Below are 18055 nucleotides of genomic sequence, written 5' to 3'. Positions count from 1 at the left end.
CTTATGATAACTGCTGCCGTTAAAAATATCGAAGATGAAGTGGTTTCTGCTGAATGGATAATTGAAAACTATTCAAATCTAGTTCATCACATCGCCTCAAGGTACCTAACTAGAATCAAGCTGTACGGATTTGAGTATGAAGATGTTGTAAGTGAAGGGTATATCGGATTAGTTAAAGCTTACCGAGATTTTGAACCAGATCGTGGATTAAAATTTATGACCTACGCTTTTCCAAAAGTGCAAGGTGAAATCATGAAATTATTCCGAGACTTCAATACTGGTCCAAGGTTTCCCAGAACGATAAAGTTGTTAAGTTTTAAAATCGGTAGAAATGATAATCCGGAAGAAATAGCTAAGAAATTAGAAATACCGATAAAAAAAGCACAAGTAGTATTTGAGTGTAAACGAAATTTTTATACAGTCTCAGGTGAAACGATTATTAGCTCAGATGGAGAAAAGGACACAACTGTATTTGGCTTATACCCATCTGAACAAGATGTAACACACCTATTTGTAAATGAGTTTTTTGAATGGTTGCAGCTAGATAAATACGGAAAAAGGTTAACTTTCATTTTGACCGGATTAATGCAAGGTAAGGCTCAAAAAGTAATCGCAAAAGAGTTAGGTTTATCACAAGTTCAGGTATCAAGGGATTTAAGAAGAATCAGAGGGCTATACGAATCCTTTGAAGGTGGTGCTGTGAGTGTTTGAGTATTCGCCAGTACCTAAACCTCAACCAAAGGACAAGTCGAAAAACAAGCAGATTAAAAAGAAGCCTAAGAAAAAGAAGCAGGTTGATATGTACAAAGGTAGAGTCATACCACATCGTAAAAAGCGTTCTTCTATCTCAGAAAAGGAATATGACAAAGCTTTGGAACATTACGGTTACCAATGCCTGGAGTCAGGAAGTAACCTAATCGAAATGCATCATATTACTTTTCGTTCACAAGGCGGCCGTGGTGGATGGAGAAACCTTGTACCTTTATACCCAACTTTTCATAAGCGTTGCCATAATGACAGGGCGTATGCGAATAAATGGCGTGAGCTTCATGAGAAGAAGTTTGGACCACATTATTACAAAGATAAGTGGGATTTGTGGAAAGAAGGGTTGATTCAAAATCCGACTGATGAATTATTTGAAGAGTTCATGCTGCTGGAAGAAGAGAGATGCCGATGAAAAGATACGTCATGATCAAGATAGTGAAGGACGTAGACGGCGAGCCACTAACAGTTGTACAGGTATTAGACAGCAAACCTCATAAAGTGGATTTTGTTATCTTTGATAAAAAATAGCATATAAAATCCCTATTATCTAGTTTAGTCAATTTAAATACGAACAGTAAAGGGGAACAATCATGGCAAAGAAAATGGATGATTCAAAACTGGGCACACCTTTTGTTGTAACTGGCTTATTGCACATGGTTGAAGATGAAGGGTTTACGCCCCGAGAAGCTATGGAAATTCTTGAAGATATTAAAAATAAAACATTCTTTGCTTTGATGGACATTCAAAAAGAGAAAAGAGGAAAACAATCATGATGAACCGAGTTGTCCTTGTAGGACGCCTTACAAAAGATCCGGATTTACGCTACACCCCAAATGGAGTTCCTGTTGCTGCATTTACATTAGCAGTCAACCGCCCATTCAAAAATGGATCAGGAGAACAGGAAGCAGATTTCATAAACGTGGTGGTTTGGAGAAAGCCAGCTGAGAATACGGCTAATTTCTTGAAAAAAGGTTCACTTGCAGGAGTGGATGGACGCATCCAAACACGTAATTATGAAGGACAGGACGGTAAGCGTGTATATGTGACAGAGGTGCAAGCTGAATCTGTGCAATTTTTAGAGCCGAGAAATTCTCAGGACGGAAATTCTGAACAAAGGAACAATCAGAATCGCTCACAAAACAATTATACGAAGGTGGATGATGATCCATTTGCAAAGGGCGGCAAAACAATTGATATCTCAGATGATGATCTTCCGTTTTGAAAATAATCCATATGGGGTGATGAAATGAAATCTGTTTATCAAGAAAAGTTGAAACGAAATAATGTTCTTGATCGGTTGAGGGACTTAAATATCACACATACAAAACAAGGGCAGCCAATTGAAGCTCTAGGATATGCATCGTTGAAACGTGAATTAGCTATAGCTGCATTTCGTGAACAAATAATTCGATAGAAAGGATGATGAAAATGAGAAATACGCTAGGTGATTTGAATAACCATTTATTTGCCCAATTAGAACGTTTAAATGACGAGGAAATAAAAGGGGAGGATTTAGCTGAGGAATTCAAAAGAGCAAAGGCGATTTCCGATATCGCCACTCGAATTATACAAAATGGTGATTTGGTTCTGAAAGCTCAAAAATTCTATGATGACAATGATCGTTTAAATTTAGATTCGGAAAAACCTAAAATGCTGGAGGCGTAAAGTGAGAGCGCCAGCACATAATTACACTGATGAGCAAAAAATATTTGTCCGCGAGAACATTAAAGGTAGATCTCGAAAAGAATTAACAGAATTGTTTAATGATAATTTCAACACTAATTTAAAAGTTACCCAAATGGTCGGTTTTATTAAACGGAACGGCTTAGTAAGTGGTCTTGATGGTCGGTTTATAAAAGGGCAGGAAGCTTGGAACAAAGGTGTGAGGGGTGTAGATTTTTGCGGAGAGAACGGCAAGAAAACCCAATTCAAAAAGGGGAACAAACCTCATAATTACAAACCAGTCGGTACTGAGAGAGTTAATGGTGATGATTACGTTGACATAAAAATAGCGGATCCAAACAAATGGAGAGCGAAACATTTGATAGTTTGGGAGTCGGTAAACGGAGAGATTCCAAAAAAACATGTTGTTATATTCGGTGATGGGAACCGCCGGAATTTTGAACCCGATAATCTTATTCTAGTATCAAGAGCTCAACTTGCAATGTTAAACAAACATAATTTAATCCAGGATAATGCCGATTTGACCAAAACAGGAATTCTTGTCGCAGACATTTACAAGAAAATAGGCGAAAGGAAGAAAAAATGAACCTAACAAAAGCGAATCTGGGACAACTCATGTATTTGTCCCGATTCACTCCATATAGAGAAGCAGCACTACATGAACTGGAGGTAAGGGAGAATGAATTTAACTGTAAAAGTACTTATGGACGTTGAGGAAGAGAGAGCAACGCAAGATGTCAAGTGGGGGATACAAAGGCATGATATGGGAACTTGGTTGGCGATTTTAGCAGAAGAATTCGGAGAAGTTGCCCAAGCTATGCAAGGTCAATTAGGCTTAACTTCTATGAAAGAAACAGATGCGGATGATCTATACACTGAATTAATTCATACAGCTGCTGTCGCGATTGCCATTGCCGAACAAGTGAAAGAAGAATCTGAAAATGAATGAAACAGACCGCGAATACTACATTGAGTTTCTAACCATGGTCGGCAATTACAGTAGAACCTTTTACGAGAAGATGCGACCGGAGCTATTGGAATTGGAATACATTCAAGTTTTGGAGGAGAGAAGCGAATGAGATATGTGGGGATAGATCCATCAACAAAAACAGGAATAGCGATTCTGTATAACAAAAAAAGTAGTCTCTATAACGAATATACAGAGGGGGTAGTTGATGAAATTACAACTAATAAAACAGAGGATATTGAACGATTTGAAGATATTGCCCAAAAAATATTAATGCAATTAGAACCAGATGATCTTATATGCATTGAAGGTTTCTCTTATGGATCCAGAGGGCAAGGTGTAAGCACTCAGTATGGCGTTGGTTGGATAATTCGTTATTTGCTTCATTTCGAAGGATTTAAAGTAATCGAAATACCACCTACCTCAGTTAAGAAATTCGCAACTGGTAAAGGGAATGTGAAGAAAGATGCCATGGTCATACCTATTTACAAACGATGGGGATTTGAGCACGACAGTGATAATGTTAGAGATGCATATGTGCTGGCAAGAATAGCCGAAGCAATAAATGAGGATATAGAGACTACTGCTTTTCAAAAAGATGTGCTGAAGAAGGTGAATAAATGATCTCTGCTATAACGTTTATTATTGGTTGCATGTTTGGTTTGGCTATTATGTCTATATTTTCGGTTAATTCGTATGAAAAAGGATACAAGGACGGGAAAGGCAGACTATGAATCAGACAGCCCAAGAACAAATTCTTTCTCCAGATGAACTAAAGGCTGCCATTAAAGAAGAACTACCAGCAGGAGCAACTAAAGCAATCGCAACTCATAATGATTTACTCAAATCCATAAATGCAATGGAAGAACATATAGATTCCCTTTCTCCGTTTCAGATTGCGAAACTCGAGCATTTTTACAATAGAGCTGAAAGGGAAGCTTGGAAGATTGCAGGTTATTATAAGAGCCAATATCAATTTTATTTTGGGAGAGCTAGTACTGAAAGGGGACAAATGTATGTGTATGAGCGCGAAACCAATAAGATGGCTATTAACGATTCTAACTATAAGAGCAAAATTGCTGAAGGGATTAACTTAGAAAAGTCAGGTGTTTACGAAGGATACTTTGTAACGTGGAGAGGCGTGGCTTTATCCTATCAAGGGATGCAAAACACATTAAAGGACATGATGAAAGCAATTGCTAAGGAGGATGGAGCATGACAACAGCTACTAAACTTAAAAAACCAACCTTTCAACATATAGAATCCGAAATATATAGTTACCATGATACATTGAAAGAGATTCAGCTATTGCGTAACAACATCATGTTCACGAATGAAAACGATGATGAGAATACAGGTGGTGGAAGATCAAGTTTTATTTCGGATCCCACTGGAAGTTTAGGGACAAGGTTAGCAACTCATAAGAGATTGACTAAACTAGAGGAAATCGCTACCGCCATTGAAAAAGTGTATACAGGTCTACCGGAGACTCATAGGCAGTTAGTTCAACTGAAGTATTGGACAAGACCTCAGCAATTAACATGGGAAGGGATTGCTCAGAAATTACATGTGAGCAGAAGGCAAGCTTTCTACTGGAGAGATGAGATTATTAATGTTCTTGCAGAAGTTTTGGGGTGGAGGTAGATCATTATTACTATTTAACTGTTTTATATAGTAATATAGTTAAAGTTATATAATGTGAAAATAGGGGGATATTAGGTGAAAAGATTTATGCAACTATGTTGTTTAGTATTTTTGTTTATTTTACTAAATAATAGTGTAAGTTTTGCGGCTAGTACTAATAATGACCAACAAGCTGTAAATACACAAAATAGTGAAGTGTCTCAAAAAGAATTAGAAAATAAGATAAGTGAGTTGGAAGAACAAATAAACTTGGTGGAACAAAATGAAGAAGTAAGTAAAGATGATCTGTATAAAGCCTTATTAGATCGAGAAAAGGATGTTTCAAGTGGTTTATTTAATTTCACAATATTCTTTGTAGGGTTTGTGACACTGTTTGTAACTATAGGGGCAATTGTGGTAACAAATTTAATTAACAAATTAAAAGAACATCAGAAAAGAATCGATCTAGTAATTGACTCTGCAGAATTTGATGAGAAAATTTCTAAAATGGAACAAAGGCTAGAAGATTTTAGATTTACCATTAGGATTGGGAAGAAAAAAGAAGCTATAGAAAGATTTAATAAAGCTAAAAATTCAGTTAGCAACCAAATTAAAGATATAAGAGGACTAATTAACAGTCCTGCATACGTACATCTTAGGCTTTCTGAGATAGCGGAAAAATATGAATTCGAAGATTATATTGTTGAAGAAGTAATTGATATGATTTCTAATTTCAACGAAAAATCAATCCAAGAACTGGGTATTTTTGATGACCAGGATGATAGCACTGTTAACTTGGAGGAAGAATTAGAAGGGGATTGCGAAGAACTGGAAAGTTTTTTAGAGGACCTAACAAAATTGCGTGATGAAATTTACGGTAAATTGGTTCCCATCTAAGTGAATTGCACTATGGTTGCACTTTCGGCTCCATTTTCCATGATATTATGATATTGTAGCAAATTTAACAGAAAGGACAATTCGTGATAAGCAGTAATCGCGATTCGTCTTTTGTCACATACGGAATGAATCAACGAGAACGACACTATGCCGAGGTGTCGTTCTTCTGTTGGGGTAGAAAGTTACTTTTTACAAAATCTACCTTAAGGATATACTTTTAAAGAGTGTTACAATATTCTTGAGGTGGTAACTTTGTTTATTTCTCCAATGTTATTGCATAAATCAGAGCACCCCTTTGAGGATGAGGATTTTATTACTGAATTAAAGCTAGATGGGATCCGTTTGATACTGTCTAAGTTTAATAACAAAATAAGATTGTATACTCGTCACAAAAATGAGGTCACAAATATGTTTCCTGAATTACTACAGTTAGACATTCCGAACGGAACTGTTCTAGATGGGGAAATAATTGTGACTGATCAACAGGGGAAACCTGACTTTGAAGCTATGATGGAAAGATTTCAGTCAAAGAAATCTGAACATGCTATACAATATTGCGTATTCGACGTAATTTATCATAATGGTCAAAAGATAACCCAATTACCTCTATATGAGAGAAAAGAGCTGCTAGAAGAAACCGTTGTTGACTCTAATGTAATTTGTAAGGTTCAATGGATGTACGGAAATAGCCTGGCTTATTTCGAATTAGTGAAGCAACAGGGGCTTGAAGGCATCGTACAGAAAAAAGCAAATTCAAAATATCAGATCAATAAGCGTTCAAATGATTGGCTCAAAGTTATCAATTATCAATATACCGATGCAGTAATAACAGGGTTAAGGAAAGATGAATTTGGTTTGCTCCTAGGGATTGAAGAGGGAAATCAGTTAAAGCCTGGCGGCATAATGGAATTTGTAACTCCTGCAGCAAGGAAACAATTCTACAGCCAGTATCAAGACTTAATTGTTGGAGAAAACAAGCAGTTCATTTACTTGGATCCAAAGATTAAATGCAAGGTGAAGTTTAGAAACTATACAAAAGCTGGTTTGCTACGTATTCCGTCATTTGTTGAATATATATCTTAATCGTCTATCCAATGGGTAGGCTTTTTTATTGTTCTTTGTAAACTAGATGCTCACAAAAAATACAATCCAAACTTGTTTAACAATTTTTTTGAGTATCTAGTTTAGATAGAATGAGAAAAGAAGGAAAACATCTCCTTTTGTCGAAATGATGGGGAAAGGAGTTGTTCTTATGCCACAAATAAAAAGAGTAAAAATAAATGGCGAAGAAATACGTTTGTTAAATAACGTGTTGTACCTGCACTATTCTGAAGGTGATGGGTATAGCCTTTTGTTGGATACTGTAATTACAGAGGTCGATGCAAGAAAATACAGCCATAAAGATAAAGCTGAAGTTCTGTTGCGGTATGACGACGACAAGGAAGAAAGTTTAGATATGTTTATTACAGGAGTAACCGAGGTAGGAAATGGAGACGTTCCGGTATTAGAGCTGGAAGTAAACATCGATAACCATGAGAAATTTCGGAATTTAGAAGTTGTAAATGGCGATTCTATTGAATGTAAGTTTCCTGATCCGACCGTAGGAATCACTATTGAAGAAGTAAGGAAAATAGATATGCCGAGTGATAAAATTGATATTACAGCGATACTACCAATTGATTTAAAAGAGTGGCTACATAGTAACAACAATATTAGTGAAATACTAAAAGAAGCTTTATACGACTATATAAACAAAAAGGCATCCGAATAAAGGGTGCTTTTTTATTGGGTCTTTAAGGATGCGCCAGTTAATCAGTAACCAAAAAAAGAAAAGCTGAGTCCTTGTGATCTTTGCTGTTAATGGGAACAGACAGATATATATAAACTTCATAAAGGGGAATAAGGCGCAAATAATTTGTAGGAGTTGGCAGGAAAATATATCCTTTTGTCGAATTCATAGGTCAGAAGGAGGTGTAGATGTGAAATACTTTTTTGTGAATATTCAAACGGTAGATGGGAACTCTGAGAGTTTTAACATTAAATCAGAGTCAAAAGTTATTATAAAAAAGAAAATAACTGAAGCATCTAGCGGATGGTTTGGTATTTATGGGAAATATGTACAAATCAAGAACATTATATCGTTTTCAATTAGGGGAATAGAATTAAATGAATACAATTATGAAGATAAAGATTTTTACTTAGTTCACAGTTAACGCAATTTAGCATCCTTTCGGGGGTGCTTTTTATTTTACAAAACCTTTACAAGGACTATTTACCTATTTGTCGAATCCTCCATATTAGAGGAGGGTGATAAAATGAAAACACAATTAGAAAAGTTAGTGGAAGATGAAAGTTTTGGAGTAGGTGCTTTAGATAGCGAAACCGGAATTATGATAAACAAGCATAAAGATGCAATTGATTTCATTTTCCTGTTCTTCGAAGATCGTGTGGAAGTTTATTTAAATCTATATGATGAAAATGAAGATAGTAGCGCAATAATTGGCAGGGATTACTTAGCGGTAGGTATTGGAGAAACTTTAGAAGAGGCTAAATCGAATGCGGTATTGGAATTAGATAGACAGGCGTATTCAAATATTCAATAAAGATCATGGCACTCATTTATTTGAGTGCTTTTTCTTATGGGGTGAGCACATGAAGAAATGCGAATCATGCATATGGGTAGAAAAGATAAATGAATCCATTTCTTTTTGCCCGTATTTGCGTTGTGTCCTAGAGGAAGGATGGAAAGTGAATGAAGAAAATACTACGAAGAAATAAATGGGTAGTCGTAGCACTATCTTTTTTTGTCTGTTTTAATATGGTGCCAGCTATAGAGAATGATCCAATTCGTACAAGAGATTGGAGACTGTTGGTATAACAATTTGGAGAAGGAAGGAGATACCAATGAATGTTACCTGCGATGTTTGCACGAAAGATTTTGATGTCAATCTTAAAGAATACGAACACCCAGTAAGTCGTATCAAAGGATACGTAATCGAAACATATTTTCGTTGCCCACACTGTAAAAAGAAGTACATATCATTCGTAACAGATAAACAGGCAAGGAAGGTGCAGCAAGAGATTAATCGGTTCTCCAAGCAGAAACTTAAGATAAACTTCCGTAACATGACGGAAGAAGAATACAAGTCAGCTATTAACGAACACCATAAGAAACTGGATGAGATGAAGCAAGAGCTTACTGAAAGAATGAATATGTTAAAAGAGGAAGTGAAGGCACTCGATTAGTTGGGTGTCTTTTATTATGGAGAAGGAATGGTGAGGGATGATGGAAGCAGAAAAGATGGCTGATGAATAAACAACAACACTATGACAAGTACAAACGTAATAAAGAAGCACGGGCATTTTATAAGAGTGCTGCATGGATGAAGTGTAGACAGGTTGTTCTTATACGTGACAATTATCTCTGTCAAGAATGCTTACGTAAAGGAAAGATAACCATAGGTAATACAGTCCACCATATCAAACACTTAGAAGAGCATCCAGAGCTTGCATTAGATATTGATAACTTAGAATGTATTTGTCGTCCTTGTCATAACAAAGAGCATCCTGAAAGAGGGTTCAGCATAAAGGAACAGCAGTCTAGAAAAATCAATGTAATTACATCTAAAGCGAATAAAGATAGGTTTTAACTTTCAAATACATGTCTAATACCCCCCTCTATTTAAAATAATTTTAAAATTTTTCAAGGGCCGACGGGGCCACCGTCGCTTACAATCTGGATCATAAAAAATAAAAAGTACGCTAGAAAGGAGGGTTGATAAAATGACTAAGCCGAAATTTACATTTCATAACACTGCGGCTAAAAAAACATTTGAGCATATTTTTGAAGAGTTTGGTGATGAATCAAAGTATCTGGATGAAGATTTATTAGTTACTTATTGCAATTTAAGAAGTCAAGAAATCGAACTGCAAGCACTAGTAAAAAAAGAAGGTTATAGGGTTACAAATGTTAATAGTCGCGGTGGGGAAACGCATCAAATTAACCCTACCTATCGAGCGTATCTTTCATGTGTCGCTGAGAAAAATAAAATATATAGCAAGATCAACAAGTTGCTGCCGGAGAATGATGGTGATTTAGATGACTTCGATTCTTTCTAAGAACGGCAACATCATTCTTACAAAACCAGCTACAAAATTATTAACAACTTGGTATGCTGAACAAGTGATAAAAGGAAAAATAATTGCTGCTAAAAATGTTATTTTAGCTTCCCGAAGACATTTAAACGACCTAGAAAAAGCAAAGTTGAAAGTGTTGAATGAAAAGTTTCCTTGGATTTTTGATGAAAATATAGGGCATCGTCCAATACGTTTTATTGAAAAATATTGTAAGCCGTCTAAAGGGAATTTTAAACAACTCGTAATGCAAGCATGGCAACATTTTACCTTAGGGAGCTTGTTTGGTTGGATTCATAAAGAAACTAAATTAAGGCGCTTTAAAGAGGGTCTTATTTTTGTTGCTCGAAAAAATGGGAAAACAACCAAAATATCAGGTGTATCTGTTTTTGGTGTAAGCAAAGACGGAGAAAACGGTGCAGACATACCTCTGTTGGCAAACTCCATGAAGCAGGCTCGTTTATTGTTTGATGAAGCAAAAGCGATGATAAAAGCATCTCCGAAATTAAAAAAGAGATTTCGACCCTTAAGGGATGCTATACATTTTGATCAAACATTTTCGAAAATAGAGCCGCAAGCATCTGACTCTGAAAAATTGGATGGGCTGAATACGCATATTGCTGTTTTTGATGAAATACATGAATACAAAGATTACAAGCTTATTAACGTAATAAAAAACTCGCGCGGTTCCAGGGATCAACCGTTGCTTATATATATTACTACAGCTGGGTATCAACTGGATGGACCATTAGTTAACTATTATGAACAAGGCGTAGATGTGCTAAACGGGGCTATAGTCGATGAAAGAACGTTCTACTTTTTAGCCGAATTAGATGATCAAAAAGAATTTGATGATCCTGAGAAATGGGTTAAAGCTAATCCTAATATGGGCGTTTCAATCAAATTAGAGGACATGGTTGAGGAATGGGAAAAAGCGAGAAGAACACCTTCTGAGCGAAACGACTTTATTACAAAACGGTTTAATATGTTCGTTAATAGTTCAGAACAATCATTTTTGGATTATGAGGTTATAAAGCGAAATGACAAAGTTATTGATATTTCGGCTTTAACGAATAAAAGTTGCATAGGAGCGTTTGACCTTTCTGAATCAGAGGATTTCACTAGTGCATGTTTAGAATTCCCACTTGATACCGGTGAGATTTTTGTTTTGTCTCACTCTTGGGTGCCAATGAAGAAGGTAATAGCAGCTAATGAAAAGATTGACTATGCAGATTTAGCAGAAAAAGGTCTTTTAACAATTGTAAATGAGGAATATATAAGGCTTGAGCTTGTCTATGAATGGTTTGTTGAACAATCAAAACTCTATACAATTGAGAAAATCATGTATGATCCAGCAAAAGCTTTTCGTTTAGTGAAATCCTTAGAAAGTTATGGTTTTCTTACAGAAGTTGTTAGACAAGGGCCATTAACATTAACGCCGGCTTTGAGAGATGTAGAAACTTTGTTCATTGATGGAAAAGTTATTTTTAATGAAAATAAACTGCTTCGATGGTATATCAACAATGTAAAACTTAAAAAGCATGAAAACGGAAGTTGGTTACCACAAAAACAGAATAGATATAGAAAAATTGATGGTTTTGCAGCTTTGTTAAATGCTCATGTTGAAACCATGAAACATATGGTTACTCCACAAGGTGATGGCAATATCGAATTTATATCTGTTAACGATCTGTTTGGATGACAGAAGGAGGTGAGAATTTGAAATGGTTTAGTCGGGCTAAATATGCGGTAAAAGGAGCTGTTGCGGGATGGAAAGGATCTACATTTGATTTTTCATCATGGTTCGGTCGCCGATTTTGGGGGATTGATAACTCTAAACTAGCCACCAATGAGACGATATTTAGTGTGATTAGTAGATTATCTAATACTTTATCGTCACTACCTTTAAAGCTCTATAAAAATTTCGATATTGAATTAAATCAAGCAGCAGATGTGATCATTAATAATCCGAATACAAATATGTCCGGTTTCGAATGGATTAACAAAATCGAAGTTTCTAGAAATGAAACAGGAAACGGATACGCTGCTATTATGCGGGATATTAGGATGCAAGTAGAAGCTTTAATTCCAATCGAAACAGCCTATGTTACTCCTTTTATTAACACAGATGACAACAATTTGTGGTACGAAGTCCACGGAATAGACGGAACTTATTACATTCACAACATGAATATGATCCACGTTAAGCATATTACAGGAGTATCGCGTTGGGCAGGTATCAGCCCTTTAGATGTTTTAAAAAATACATTGGATTATGACAAAGCTGTACAAGAATTCAGTTTATCCGAAATGGAGAAGAAAGACAGCTTTATTTTGGAGTATGGAGCCAATGTGGATGCCGATAAACGTCAGCGAATTATAGACGATTTTAAGCGTTTTTATCAAGAAAACGGCGGCATTTTGTTCCAAGAACCAGGCGTTACTGTTAAAGACATTGATAGAAAATACTTCGCATCAGATACGTTAGCATCCGAACGAATCACACGTTCAAGGGTAGCTAACGTTTTTAATGTGCCAGTTTCTTTTTTGAATGATACAGAAGGGCAGGGTTTTTCATCGAATGAACAAATGATGATTCAATTTGTCCAGATGACGTTAACACCAACCGTTAGGCAATATGAACAAGAACTGAATAGAAAACTCCTTACACCAACTGATAGGAAAGCTGGGAAATACTTTAAGTTTAATCTTGGTGGTTTGTTAAGAGGAGATACATCAGCTAGAACACAGTTTTATCAAGTTATGTTGCGTAGTGGAGCTATGAAACCAAATGAAGTTCGGATGCTTGAGGATTTACCGCCAGTTGAAGGGGTAGCGGAAGAGTTGTGGATTAGTGGAGATCTTTATCCTATGTCGTTACCAATTTCAGAACGTAAAGGTGCAAGTAGTAGCGATAAATCAGAAGTTGAAGGGAGGTGAATTCAAAAATGGGAGATAAATTTTACAATTTAATTAATAAAGGTAATGGTAGTGCAGAGTTGTTCATCTATGGGGAAATAGTATCTGGAGACAAATGGGATAGCACTGATGTTACTATTACTGATTTTAAAGAACAATTAGATGCACTTGATTACAGCGTTACAACCTTGAATATCTTTTGTAATTCACCTGGAGGATCAGTATTCACAGCAGTAAACATGGTAAATTTGCTCGATAGAGTGAAAAATCGCATGACTATTAACGCCTATGTGGATGGGGTTGCAGCGAGTGCGTCTTCATTTTTTATTATGAAGGCTCACAATATTTATATGTATCAGAATAGTTTTCTTATGATACACAAACCAATGCTTGGTCTTTTGTTTAGTCCTAATGCTACTGTATTGCGTGAAAAAGCTGACTGGTTAGATCAAGTTGAACAAGCGACATGTATTCCTGCTTATATGAGTAAGGCAACTGATGCATTAACAGAAGAAAAGTTAACTAAAATGCTTGAAGATGAGACTTGGTTAAACGCAAGCGAAGCATCTCAGTATTTCAACATTAATATTTTAGATGAAGTGAAAGATGCTGTTGCTTGTGTAGATGTTGATCTATTCAATACTTACAAAAACGTACCAAAACAACTAGTCCCACAACAAAATATGACTATATCAGTTGAAGAAATGGCTTTACGCCAAAGAATCGCTGATGAAGCAAAGGCTAATTCAGACTACTTAAATACCATTCTAGGAGGAATATAAAATATGAAAACTTTATTTGAACTGAAGCAAAATCTAGTAACTATCGGTCAACAATTACAAAAAACGGAAGGTGAGCTTTCTCAAAAAGCGGTTGATCCTTCTGCATCGATGGAAGATATTAAAACTCTTCAAAAAACAAAAGAGGATTTGAAAGCTCGATTTGATGTAATTAAAGAGCAACATGATAAATTAGAGGCGGAACAACAAGCAGAATTAGAAGCTAAAGCAAAAGCTGGTTCATTAGGAATCTCTAATGAAAATGATCCAAAACAAAAAGCGGTTAAAGCGAAAGCTGAACTATTTTCAGCTACAATGGCAAATAAGCCTGTTCCTGTCGAAGTATTCCAAGTGTTAGGTGATGATAGCTCAACAAAGGGTGGTAAGTTTTTACCTAAAACAGTAGCGAGCGATATCATCTCAGAGCCACTTGTTAAAAATCAATTGAGAGAACTATCAACATTCACATCAATTACAAACTTAGAAATTCCTAAAATTAATTTTACGTTAGATGATGATGATTTCATCGCGGATAAAGAAACAGCAAAAGAATTAAAAGCGACAGGCGATCTAGTTACTTTCGGTCGCAATAAATTCAAAGTATACGCTGGTATTTCAGAAACTGTATTACAAGGTACTCACGCTAATTTAGTATCTCACGTTGAAGGTGCATTGCAATCGGGTGTAGCAGCTAAAGAAAGAAAAGTCGCTTTTGCAACTTCTCCTAAAACTGGTGAAGAACATATGTCTTTCTATTCAACACAAAACAACATCAAGAAAGTTGAAGGCGATGACTTATATCAAGCAATTAGAAAAGCGATTGCGGATTTACATGAGGACTACCGTGAAAATGCAGTTGTTGTTATGCGTTATCAAGATTACTCTGATATTATCGAAAAGCTAGCAAACGGAAACGCAACGCTTTATTCTGTTCAACCCGAACAAATCTTAGGGAAAAGGGTTGTATTCAGCGATGCAGCAATTGATCCGATCGTTGGTAACTTCGCATATTCTCACTTTAACTACGATATTGGTACAACACTATATGAGCGTGATAAAGACGTTAAAACAGGTATCGAACAATTTGTTGTAACAGCGTGGTTTGATCACCAAATCAAGCTAAAATCTGCCTTCCGTATCGTGAAAGTAACGCCAACTCCTTAATAAAGGGGTTGGTTTTATTTTTCTGAAAGGGCGGTGAAGTAAATGTATACCGTGTTGAATGATTTCATTGAAAAAGAACATGATCACATACGTTATTCTAAAGGTGAGACTTATCCTAAAAAAGGATATAAGACCGAGGGGAAGCGAGTCGAGTTTCTGCAAAAGGAACATCCGAAATACGGAGTTGTTTTTTTAGATACACCAAAGGAAGAACCGAAACCAAAAGCAATGAAAAGTTCGGTGAAGTCAAATGATTGAAATTGAACAAGTTAAAGAATACCTGAGAATTGATGGTACATATGATGACAGCCTTCTTGTGCTTTTAATGGAATCAGCAAAAGAATATCTGGAAAATGCCGGTGTTCCAGAGTGTGATTCAAAAGCATATGAATTAGCTATTTTAATGCTAGTCACTCATTGGTACGAAAATCGAGAACAGCAAGTTGTTGGTAAAACTTCAACAGCTATTGATCATGGCTTGCGAAGCATTATATTGCAATTGAGAGTTGGTGCGTCAGGTGAGTCGTAAATTTGTCAGGATTGGAGAAATGAAAACACGCATAACATTTTACGAATATACACCGAGTAGTGGCCCTGAACCAGGCGAAGTTGAAAGGAACATCTTATACGAATGCTGGGCAAAAATAGATAATGTTTGGTTAAAAGACTTAGAGCTAGCTAAATCGACGGGTACTTTATCTGACTTAACTATAACCATTCGTGATCCAAGGTCAACTTTTATTCCAACTAACAAACATTATGTATCTATAAATGCACCTAACCATCAAGACGAACGTTACAACGTCAAACATGTCCAGCCTGACTTGCAAAACAAGCAATTTATAACAATTGTGGCGGGGCTGGTGGAAAAATGAGCGTAAATATTCGTGGAGAAAGAGAATTGCTTGCAGCATTGGAGCGAAGGATTGGAAAACAAGCGGCGCAACGTATAAGCGATAAAGGATTAAAACGTGCAGCTGATGAGTTTGTTAAGGAGCTTAAACGACAGTTTGCGACCTTTAAGAATAAAGGATACTCCATTGAAGAAATAACTATCATGGAGCCTGCTTATGTCGCTGGAGTTCGTGTGGTTAAAATACGATGGCGTGGTCCCCATGATCGTTACAGGATTATCCACCTTAACGAGTGGGGCACTGTTAAAAATCCGAATCCAAGAGGTAAAGGTGCTATTGCAAGAGCGATGAGAAACAGCGAAAGGGCATATCGTGAAGCGATTAAGCGAGCGTTAATGGAGGGATTATAATGGACATTTTAAGTCTTATCTATAATGCTTTGATTGCCGATGAATATATCCGGACACAAGCCCTAGAAAGAATTAAGTATTATGAATACCCGGAAACAGGTAATGTTACAGCACCATATATTGTTATTGATCCGATCGATGCTCCAGATCCTTCAGACTATGCAGATGATACATGGTTAACATATGATTGTCTTTTTCAAATTGAAGTTTGGTCACGTAATCGAACAGATACTAATACAGTTGCGGACAAAATACGCGATGTGATGTGGAAGCAGTTTGGTTTTAAGCAACAAACTGGGCCACAAGAATACGATGATGGTATTTTTCGTGATGCCAGGCGTTATCGAGGGAAAATATACAGGGATGTTGTAGATAGTTTATAAGCTGTCTTTTTTATATATTAAAAATAGGAGTGATTAAGATATGGCAAAAGAAAAAAACTACAGAGCAGCAACAGGTGTAGACGAATTTTATTATGTCGTTTTGGATGCAGATGATACAGTAACAGGAGATGTCGAAAGGGTAAAGTTTTTGCAGAACATTTCAGTTGAAATGCCACAGGAAATTGTCCGTGCATACGGAGACAACACCACAGCTGAGATGGCCACATCCAACGGTGATATTTCAGTAAGTTCGCAGTTTCATAAGATCCCAATCGAGGACAAACAGACTCTTTTAGGATGGGAAACGGATGAGGGAATATCGGCGACAGGTAGCCAAGACAGCCCTCCTTATGTTGCTGTTATTTTTGCGAAAACATACGAGGATGGTTCTCGAGAATACGTAGGGCTTCCAAAAGGTATGTTCACTCGTCCGAATATAGAAGGACAAACTAAGGAAGATGGCGTGGAATTTTCTAATGAAACTATTGAAGCGCAATTTATGGATAGAAAAGTAGAAGGGTTTGCTCAAGAAAAATCTGTCTTGTTTGCTTATGATGAAAAAGGAACAACCACGAAACGAGATTCTATGTTTTTAAAAGTGTTTGGAAAGCCACATCCAGAAGCTACACCAGAGGGAGCGTAAAATATGAGTAAGGAAAGTAAGGAAACTAAGCAAACTAAGCAAACTACTAAAAAAGAAAAGAAGTTTGTAGTTATTCATGATTTTAAGGATTTGCAGGACAATAACCGTGTTTACATTAAATGTGATATCTACCCAGCTGAAAACGCCGATGAAACATCTGCTTCGCGGATCGAGGAGCTATCAACCATAAAAAATAAAATTAATAAAGTGCTAATTAAGGAGCAGGCTTAACGCTTGCTCTTTTTAATTTGAGGAGGAAATAAAAATGGCAAATTTAAAACGAAATATGATTGAGCTTGTAAAAGAAGTAAAAGAAGGCGAAATTGTCACTGAAAAATACTTAACTCCTGTTTTTCTCCCCTTTTCCGTTGTTTACGAAGCGATTGATATGACTGAACAAATTGACAAAAGCGACGAAAACAAAAACGCTGCTTCCGAAAGAGAATTGATTGATAAACTCCTAGACTTTGTTGCTGACAAAGTATATAACAAGCAGTTTACAAAAGATGATCTGTTCAATGGGCTACATGCTCCTGATGCTATCCAAACATTACAGGAGCAGATTATGTTCGTTGCCCAAGGACGGCAAAATGACGAAACAAAAAAATTCTTAGCGGAGAAGAATCGCTAACAGATGAAGATTTCACTCCGCAAAAACAAAAAGAGTACATGGATAAACTCATCCTTGACCTCATGAAAGAAGGAAAGGACATCAATGAAATATTGAACATGCCGTTTCATTTCATGCTAGAAATTTTAAGAGAAAAAAACCAGCCCCAGCCTAAAAAAGAAAAATCGTTAATAGCTGCTTTCGGAGGCTAAAGAAAGGAGGTA

Annotated in this window: 33 protein-coding genes; all 33 read left to right on the top strand. The window is 36.4% G+C overall.

Annotated elements, in window-relative coordinates:
• Nucleotides 1–3: 3 nt before the first annotated feature.
• Nucleotides 4–711, top strand: a complete 708-nt coding sequence (locus tag V179_RS0118375; RefSeq protein ID WP_028392747.1) for a sigma-70 family RNA polymerase sigma factor — start codon at nucleotides 4–6, stop codon at nucleotides 709–711.
• On the top strand, nucleotides 704–1177 hold the full coding sequence (locus V179_RS28330) for an HNH endonuclease (RefSeq protein WP_235179160.1): 474 nt from the start codon (nucleotides 704–706) through the stop codon (nucleotides 1175–1177). Before V179_RS0118375 ends, V179_RS28330 begins: the two co-directional genes overlap by 8 nt.
• A 178-nt stretch (nucleotides 1178–1355) precedes the next feature.
• Nucleotides 1356–1538, top strand: a complete 183-nt coding sequence (locus V179_RS0118360) for a hypothetical protein (protein WP_028392746.1) — start codon at nucleotides 1356–1358, stop codon at nucleotides 1536–1538.
• The gene (gene ssb / locus V179_RS0118355; RefSeq protein ID WP_028392745.1) at nucleotides 1535–1987 is read left to right on the top strand and encodes a single-stranded DNA-binding protein; all 453 of its coding nucleotides are present in this window, start codon (nucleotides 1535–1537) and stop codon (nucleotides 1985–1987) included. Before V179_RS0118360 ends, ssb begins: the two co-directional genes overlap by 4 nt.
• 24 nt (nucleotides 1988–2011) lie before the next feature.
• Nucleotides 2012–2179, top strand: a complete 168-nt coding sequence (locus tag V179_RS31105; RefSeq protein ID WP_154664017.1) for a hypothetical protein — start codon at nucleotides 2012–2014, stop codon at nucleotides 2177–2179.
• A 14-nt stretch (nucleotides 2180–2193) separates the two neighbouring features.
• Nucleotides 2194–2430, top strand: a complete 237-nt coding sequence (locus tag V179_RS0118345) for a hypothetical protein (protein ID WP_028392744.1) — start codon at nucleotides 2194–2196, stop codon at nucleotides 2428–2430.
• A 1-nt stretch (nucleotide 2431) separates the two neighbouring features.
• Nucleotides 2432–3034, top strand: coding sequence for an HNH endonuclease signature motif containing protein (locus tag V179_RS0118340; protein ID WP_028392743.1), 603 nt, complete (start codon nucleotides 2432–2434; stop codon nucleotides 3032–3034).
• Between the two features lie 93 nt (nucleotides 3035–3127).
• Nucleotides 3128–3397 carry a nucleoside triphosphate pyrophosphohydrolase family protein gene (locus V179_RS0118335; protein ID WP_028392742.1) on the top strand — a complete coding sequence of 90 codons (270 nt, stop codon included), beginning with the start codon at nucleotides 3128–3130 and terminating at the stop codon, nucleotides 3395–3397.
• Nucleotides 3398–3523: 126 nt separating this feature from the next.
• Nucleotides 3524–4039, top strand: a complete 516-nt coding sequence (locus tag V179_RS0118325) for a crossover junction endodeoxyribonuclease RuvC (RefSeq protein ID WP_028392741.1) — start codon at nucleotides 3524–3526, stop codon at nucleotides 4037–4039.
• Between the two features lie 106 nt (nucleotides 4040–4145).
• On the top strand, nucleotides 4146–4634 hold the full coding sequence (locus V179_RS0118315; RefSeq protein ID WP_051405044.1) for a hypothetical protein: 489 nt from the start codon (nucleotides 4146–4148) through the stop codon (nucleotides 4632–4634).
• Nucleotides 4631–5059 carry a hypothetical protein gene (locus V179_RS0118310; RefSeq protein ID WP_028392739.1) on the top strand — a complete coding sequence of 143 codons (429 nt, stop codon included), beginning with the start codon at nucleotides 4631–4633 and terminating at the stop codon, nucleotides 5057–5059. Before V179_RS0118315 ends, V179_RS0118310 begins: the two co-directional genes overlap by 4 nt.
• A 75-nt stretch (nucleotides 5060–5134) precedes the next feature.
• Complete coding sequence (locus V179_RS0118305; RefSeq protein WP_028392738.1) at nucleotides 5135–5935, top strand: V-type ATP synthase subunit I domain-containing protein; 801 nt, start codon at nucleotides 5135–5137, stop codon at nucleotides 5933–5935.
• A gap of 252 nt (nucleotides 5936–6187) precedes the next feature.
• Nucleotides 6188–7018, top strand: a complete 831-nt coding sequence (locus tag V179_RS0118300; RefSeq protein ID WP_028392737.1) for an ATP-dependent DNA ligase — start codon at nucleotides 6188–6190, stop codon at nucleotides 7016–7018.
• 169 nt (nucleotides 7019–7187) lie between these two features.
• Nucleotides 7188–7706, top strand: a complete 519-nt coding sequence (locus V179_RS0118295) for a hypothetical protein (protein WP_028392736.1) — start codon at nucleotides 7188–7190, stop codon at nucleotides 7704–7706.
• Nucleotides 7707–7914: 208 nt separating this feature from the next.
• Nucleotides 7915–8148 carry a hypothetical protein gene (locus V179_RS0118290; protein WP_028392735.1) on the top strand — a complete coding sequence of 78 codons (234 nt, stop codon included), beginning with the start codon at nucleotides 7915–7917 and terminating at the stop codon, nucleotides 8146–8148.
• 102 nt (nucleotides 8149–8250) lie between these two features.
• Complete coding sequence (locus V179_RS0118285; RefSeq protein WP_028392734.1) at nucleotides 8251–8538, top strand: hypothetical protein; 288 nt, start codon at nucleotides 8251–8253, stop codon at nucleotides 8536–8538.
• A gap of 149 nt (nucleotides 8539–8687) precedes the next feature.
• Entirely contained in the window at nucleotides 8688–8813 is a 126-nt protein-coding gene (locus V179_RS32080) for a hypothetical protein (protein ID WP_268745210.1), read from the top strand.
• 26 nt (nucleotides 8814–8839) lie between these two features.
• Nucleotides 8840–9181, top strand: coding sequence for a hypothetical protein (locus V179_RS28325; protein ID WP_051405043.1), 342 nt, complete (start codon nucleotides 8840–8842; stop codon nucleotides 9179–9181).
• A 62-nt stretch (nucleotides 9182–9243) separates the two neighbouring features.
• On the top strand, nucleotides 9244–9585 hold the full coding sequence (locus tag V179_RS0118270) for an HNH endonuclease (RefSeq protein WP_028392733.1): 342 nt from the start codon (nucleotides 9244–9246) through the stop codon (nucleotides 9583–9585).
• Between the two features lie 133 nt (nucleotides 9586–9718).
• Complete coding sequence (locus V179_RS0118265) at nucleotides 9719–10054, top strand: P27 family phage terminase small subunit (RefSeq protein WP_028392732.1); 336 nt, start codon at nucleotides 9719–9721, stop codon at nucleotides 10052–10054.
• Nucleotides 10035–11771 (top strand): terminase large subunit, encoded by a 1737-nt coding sequence (locus V179_RS0118260; RefSeq protein WP_028392731.1) that lies wholly within the window; start codon nucleotides 10035–10037, stop codon nucleotides 11769–11771. The genes V179_RS0118265 and V179_RS0118260 overlap by 20 nt, the downstream gene beginning before the upstream one ends.
• A 17-nt stretch (nucleotides 11772–11788) precedes the next feature.
• Entirely contained in the window at nucleotides 11789–13009 is a 1221-nt protein-coding gene (locus V179_RS0118255) for a phage portal protein (RefSeq protein ID WP_028392730.1), read from the top strand.
• A gap of 8 nt (nucleotides 13010–13017) precedes the next feature.
• A complete protein-coding gene (locus V179_RS0118250; protein WP_034301992.1) occupies nucleotides 13018–13770 on the top strand; it encodes a head maturation protease, ClpP-related in 753 nt (250 codons plus the stop codon).
• A gap of 3 nt (nucleotides 13771–13773) precedes the next feature.
• Nucleotides 13774–14931 carry a phage major capsid protein gene (locus V179_RS0118245; protein ID WP_028392728.1) on the top strand — a complete coding sequence of 386 codons (1158 nt, stop codon included), beginning with the start codon at nucleotides 13774–13776 and terminating at the stop codon, nucleotides 14929–14931.
• A 42-nt stretch (nucleotides 14932–14973) separates the two neighbouring features.
• Entirely contained in the window at nucleotides 14974–15189 is a 216-nt protein-coding gene (locus tag V179_RS31365) for a hypothetical protein (protein ID WP_034301989.1), read from the top strand.
• Nucleotides 15182–15460, top strand: a complete 279-nt coding sequence (locus V179_RS0118235; RefSeq protein ID WP_034301986.1) for a head-tail connector protein — start codon at nucleotides 15182–15184, stop codon at nucleotides 15458–15460. Before V179_RS31365 ends, V179_RS0118235 begins: the two co-directional genes overlap by 8 nt.
• 19 nt (nucleotides 15461–15479) lie before the next feature.
• Entirely contained in the window at nucleotides 15480–15806 is a 327-nt protein-coding gene (locus tag V179_RS0118230; protein ID WP_152534784.1) for a phage head completion protein, read from the top strand.
• The gene (locus V179_RS0118225) at nucleotides 15803–16195 is read left to right on the top strand and encodes a hypothetical protein (protein ID WP_028392725.1); all 393 of its coding nucleotides are present in this window, start codon (nucleotides 15803–15805) and stop codon (nucleotides 16193–16195) included. Before V179_RS0118230 ends, V179_RS0118225 begins: the two co-directional genes overlap by 4 nt.
• Nucleotides 16195–16578: a tail completion protein gp17 gene (gene gp17 / locus V179_RS0118220; RefSeq protein ID WP_051405042.1), complete on the top strand. Its 384-nt coding sequence runs from the start codon at nucleotides 16195–16197 to the stop codon at nucleotides 16576–16578. The genes V179_RS0118225 and gp17 overlap by 1 nt, the downstream gene beginning before the upstream one ends.
• Nucleotides 16579–16618: 40 nt before the next feature.
• A complete protein-coding gene (locus V179_RS0118215) occupies nucleotides 16619–17221 on the top strand; it encodes a major tail protein (protein ID WP_028392723.1) in 603 nt (200 codons plus the stop codon).
• Between the two features lie 3 nt (nucleotides 17222–17224).
• Nucleotides 17225–17452, top strand: coding sequence for a hypothetical protein (locus tag V179_RS28315; RefSeq protein ID WP_034301982.1), 228 nt, complete (start codon nucleotides 17225–17227; stop codon nucleotides 17450–17452).
• Between the two features lie 34 nt (nucleotides 17453–17486).
• On the top strand, nucleotides 17487–17852 hold the full coding sequence (gene gpG / locus V179_RS0118205; protein ID WP_028392722.1) for a phage tail assembly chaperone G: 366 nt from the start codon (nucleotides 17487–17489) through the stop codon (nucleotides 17850–17852).
• A 38-nt stretch (nucleotides 17853–17890) separates the two neighbouring features.
• A complete protein-coding gene (gene gpGT / locus V179_RS32535; RefSeq protein WP_407637258.1) occupies nucleotides 17891–18043 on the top strand; it encodes a phage tail assembly chaperone GT in 153 nt (50 codons plus the stop codon).
• Nucleotides 18044–18055: the final 12 nt, after the last annotated feature.

The organism is Bacillus cihuensis, assembly GCF_000504145.1.
Taxonomy (GTDB): domain Bacteria; phylum Bacillota; class Bacilli; order Bacillales; family DSM-1321; genus Peribacillus; species Peribacillus huizhouensis.
This window is presented reverse-complemented; position numbering and strand designations above follow the sequence as displayed.

Bases quoted from the DNA above. Each gene is read 5' to 3' on its own strand.
- V179_RS0118360 (WP_028392746.1), top strand. From the start codon at position 1,356: ATGGCAAAGAAAATGGATGATTCAAAACTGGGCACACCTTTTGTTGTA.
- V179_RS28315 (WP_034301982.1), top strand. From the start codon at position 17,225: ATGAGTAAGGAAAGTAAGGAAACTAAGCAAACTAAGCAAACTACTAAA.
- V179_RS0118310 (WP_028392739.1), top strand. From the start codon at position 4,631: ATGACAACAGCTACTAAACTTAAAAAACCAACCTTTCAACATATAGAA.
- V179_RS0118325 (WP_028392741.1), top strand. From the start codon at position 3,524: ATGAGATATGTGGGGATAGATCCATCAACAAAAACAGGAATAGCGATT.
- V179_RS28325 (WP_051405043.1), top strand. From the start codon at position 8,840: ATGAATGTTACCTGCGATGTTTGCACGAAAGATTTTGATGTCAATCTT.
- V179_RS0118315 (WP_051405044.1), top strand. From the start codon at position 4,146: ATGAATCAGACAGCCCAAGAACAAATTCTTTCTCCAGATGAACTAAAG.
- V179_RS0118245 (WP_028392728.1), top strand. From the start codon at position 13,774: ATGAAAACTTTATTTGAACTGAAGCAAAATCTAGTAACTATCGGTCAA.
- V179_RS0118265 (WP_028392732.1), top strand. From the start codon at position 9,719: ATGACTAAGCCGAAATTTACATTTCATAACACTGCGGCTAAAAAAACA.
- V179_RS0118345 (WP_028392744.1), top strand. From the start codon at position 2,194: ATGAGAAATACGCTAGGTGATTTGAATAACCATTTATTTGCCCAATTA.
- gp17 (WP_051405042.1), top strand. From the start codon at position 16,195: ATGGACATTTTAAGTCTTATCTATAATGCTTTGATTGCCGATGAATAT.
- V179_RS0118285 (WP_028392734.1), top strand. From the start codon at position 8,251: ATGAAAACACAATTAGAAAAGTTAGTGGAAGATGAAAGTTTTGGAGTA.
- V179_RS0118375 (WP_028392747.1), top strand. From the start codon at position 4: ATGATAACTGCTGCCGTTAAAAATATCGAAGATGAAGTGGTTTCTGCT.
- V179_RS0118235 (WP_034301986.1), top strand. From the start codon at position 15,182: ATGATTGAAATTGAACAAGTTAAAGAATACCTGAGAATTGATGGTACA.
- V179_RS0118215 (WP_028392723.1), top strand. From the start codon at position 16,619: ATGGCAAAAGAAAAAAACTACAGAGCAGCAACAGGTGTAGACGAATTT.
- V179_RS31365 (WP_034301989.1), top strand. From the start codon at position 14,974: ATGTATACCGTGTTGAATGATTTCATTGAAAAAGAACATGATCACATA.
- V179_RS0118260 (WP_028392731.1), top strand. From the start codon at position 10,035: ATGACTTCGATTCTTTCTAAGAACGGCAACATCATTCTTACAAAACCA.
- V179_RS31105 (WP_154664017.1), top strand. From the start codon at position 2,012: ATGAAATCTGTTTATCAAGAAAAGTTGAAACGAAATAATGTTCTTGAT.
- V179_RS0118335 (WP_028392742.1), top strand. From the start codon at position 3,128: ATGAATTTAACTGTAAAAGTACTTATGGACGTTGAGGAAGAGAGAGCA.
- V179_RS0118270 (WP_028392733.1), top strand. From the start codon at position 9,244: ATGAATAAACAACAACACTATGACAAGTACAAACGTAATAAAGAAGCA.
- ssb (WP_028392745.1), top strand. From the start codon at position 1,535: ATGATGAACCGAGTTGTCCTTGTAGGACGCCTTACAAAAGATCCGGAT.
- V179_RS0118230 (WP_152534784.1), top strand. From the start codon at position 15,480: ATGAAAACACGCATAACATTTTACGAATATACACCGAGTAGTGGCCCT.
- V179_RS0118295 (WP_028392736.1), top strand. From the start codon at position 7,188: ATGCCACAAATAAAAAGAGTAAAAATAAATGGCGAAGAAATACGTTTG.
- V179_RS32080 (WP_268745210.1), top strand. From the start codon at position 8,688: ATGAAGAAAATACTACGAAGAAATAAATGGGTAGTCGTAGCACTATCT.
- gpG (WP_028392722.1), top strand. From the start codon at position 17,487: ATGGCAAATTTAAAACGAAATATGATTGAGCTTGTAAAAGAAGTAAAA.
- gpGT (WP_407637258.1), top strand. From the start codon at position 17,891: ATGGATAAACTCATCCTTGACCTCATGAAAGAAGGAAAGGACATCAAT.
- V179_RS0118225 (WP_028392725.1), top strand. From the start codon at position 15,803: ATGAGCGTAAATATTCGTGGAGAAAGAGAATTGCTTGCAGCATTGGAG.
- V179_RS0118250 (WP_034301992.1), top strand. From the start codon at position 13,018: ATGGGAGATAAATTTTACAATTTAATTAATAAAGGTAATGGTAGTGCA.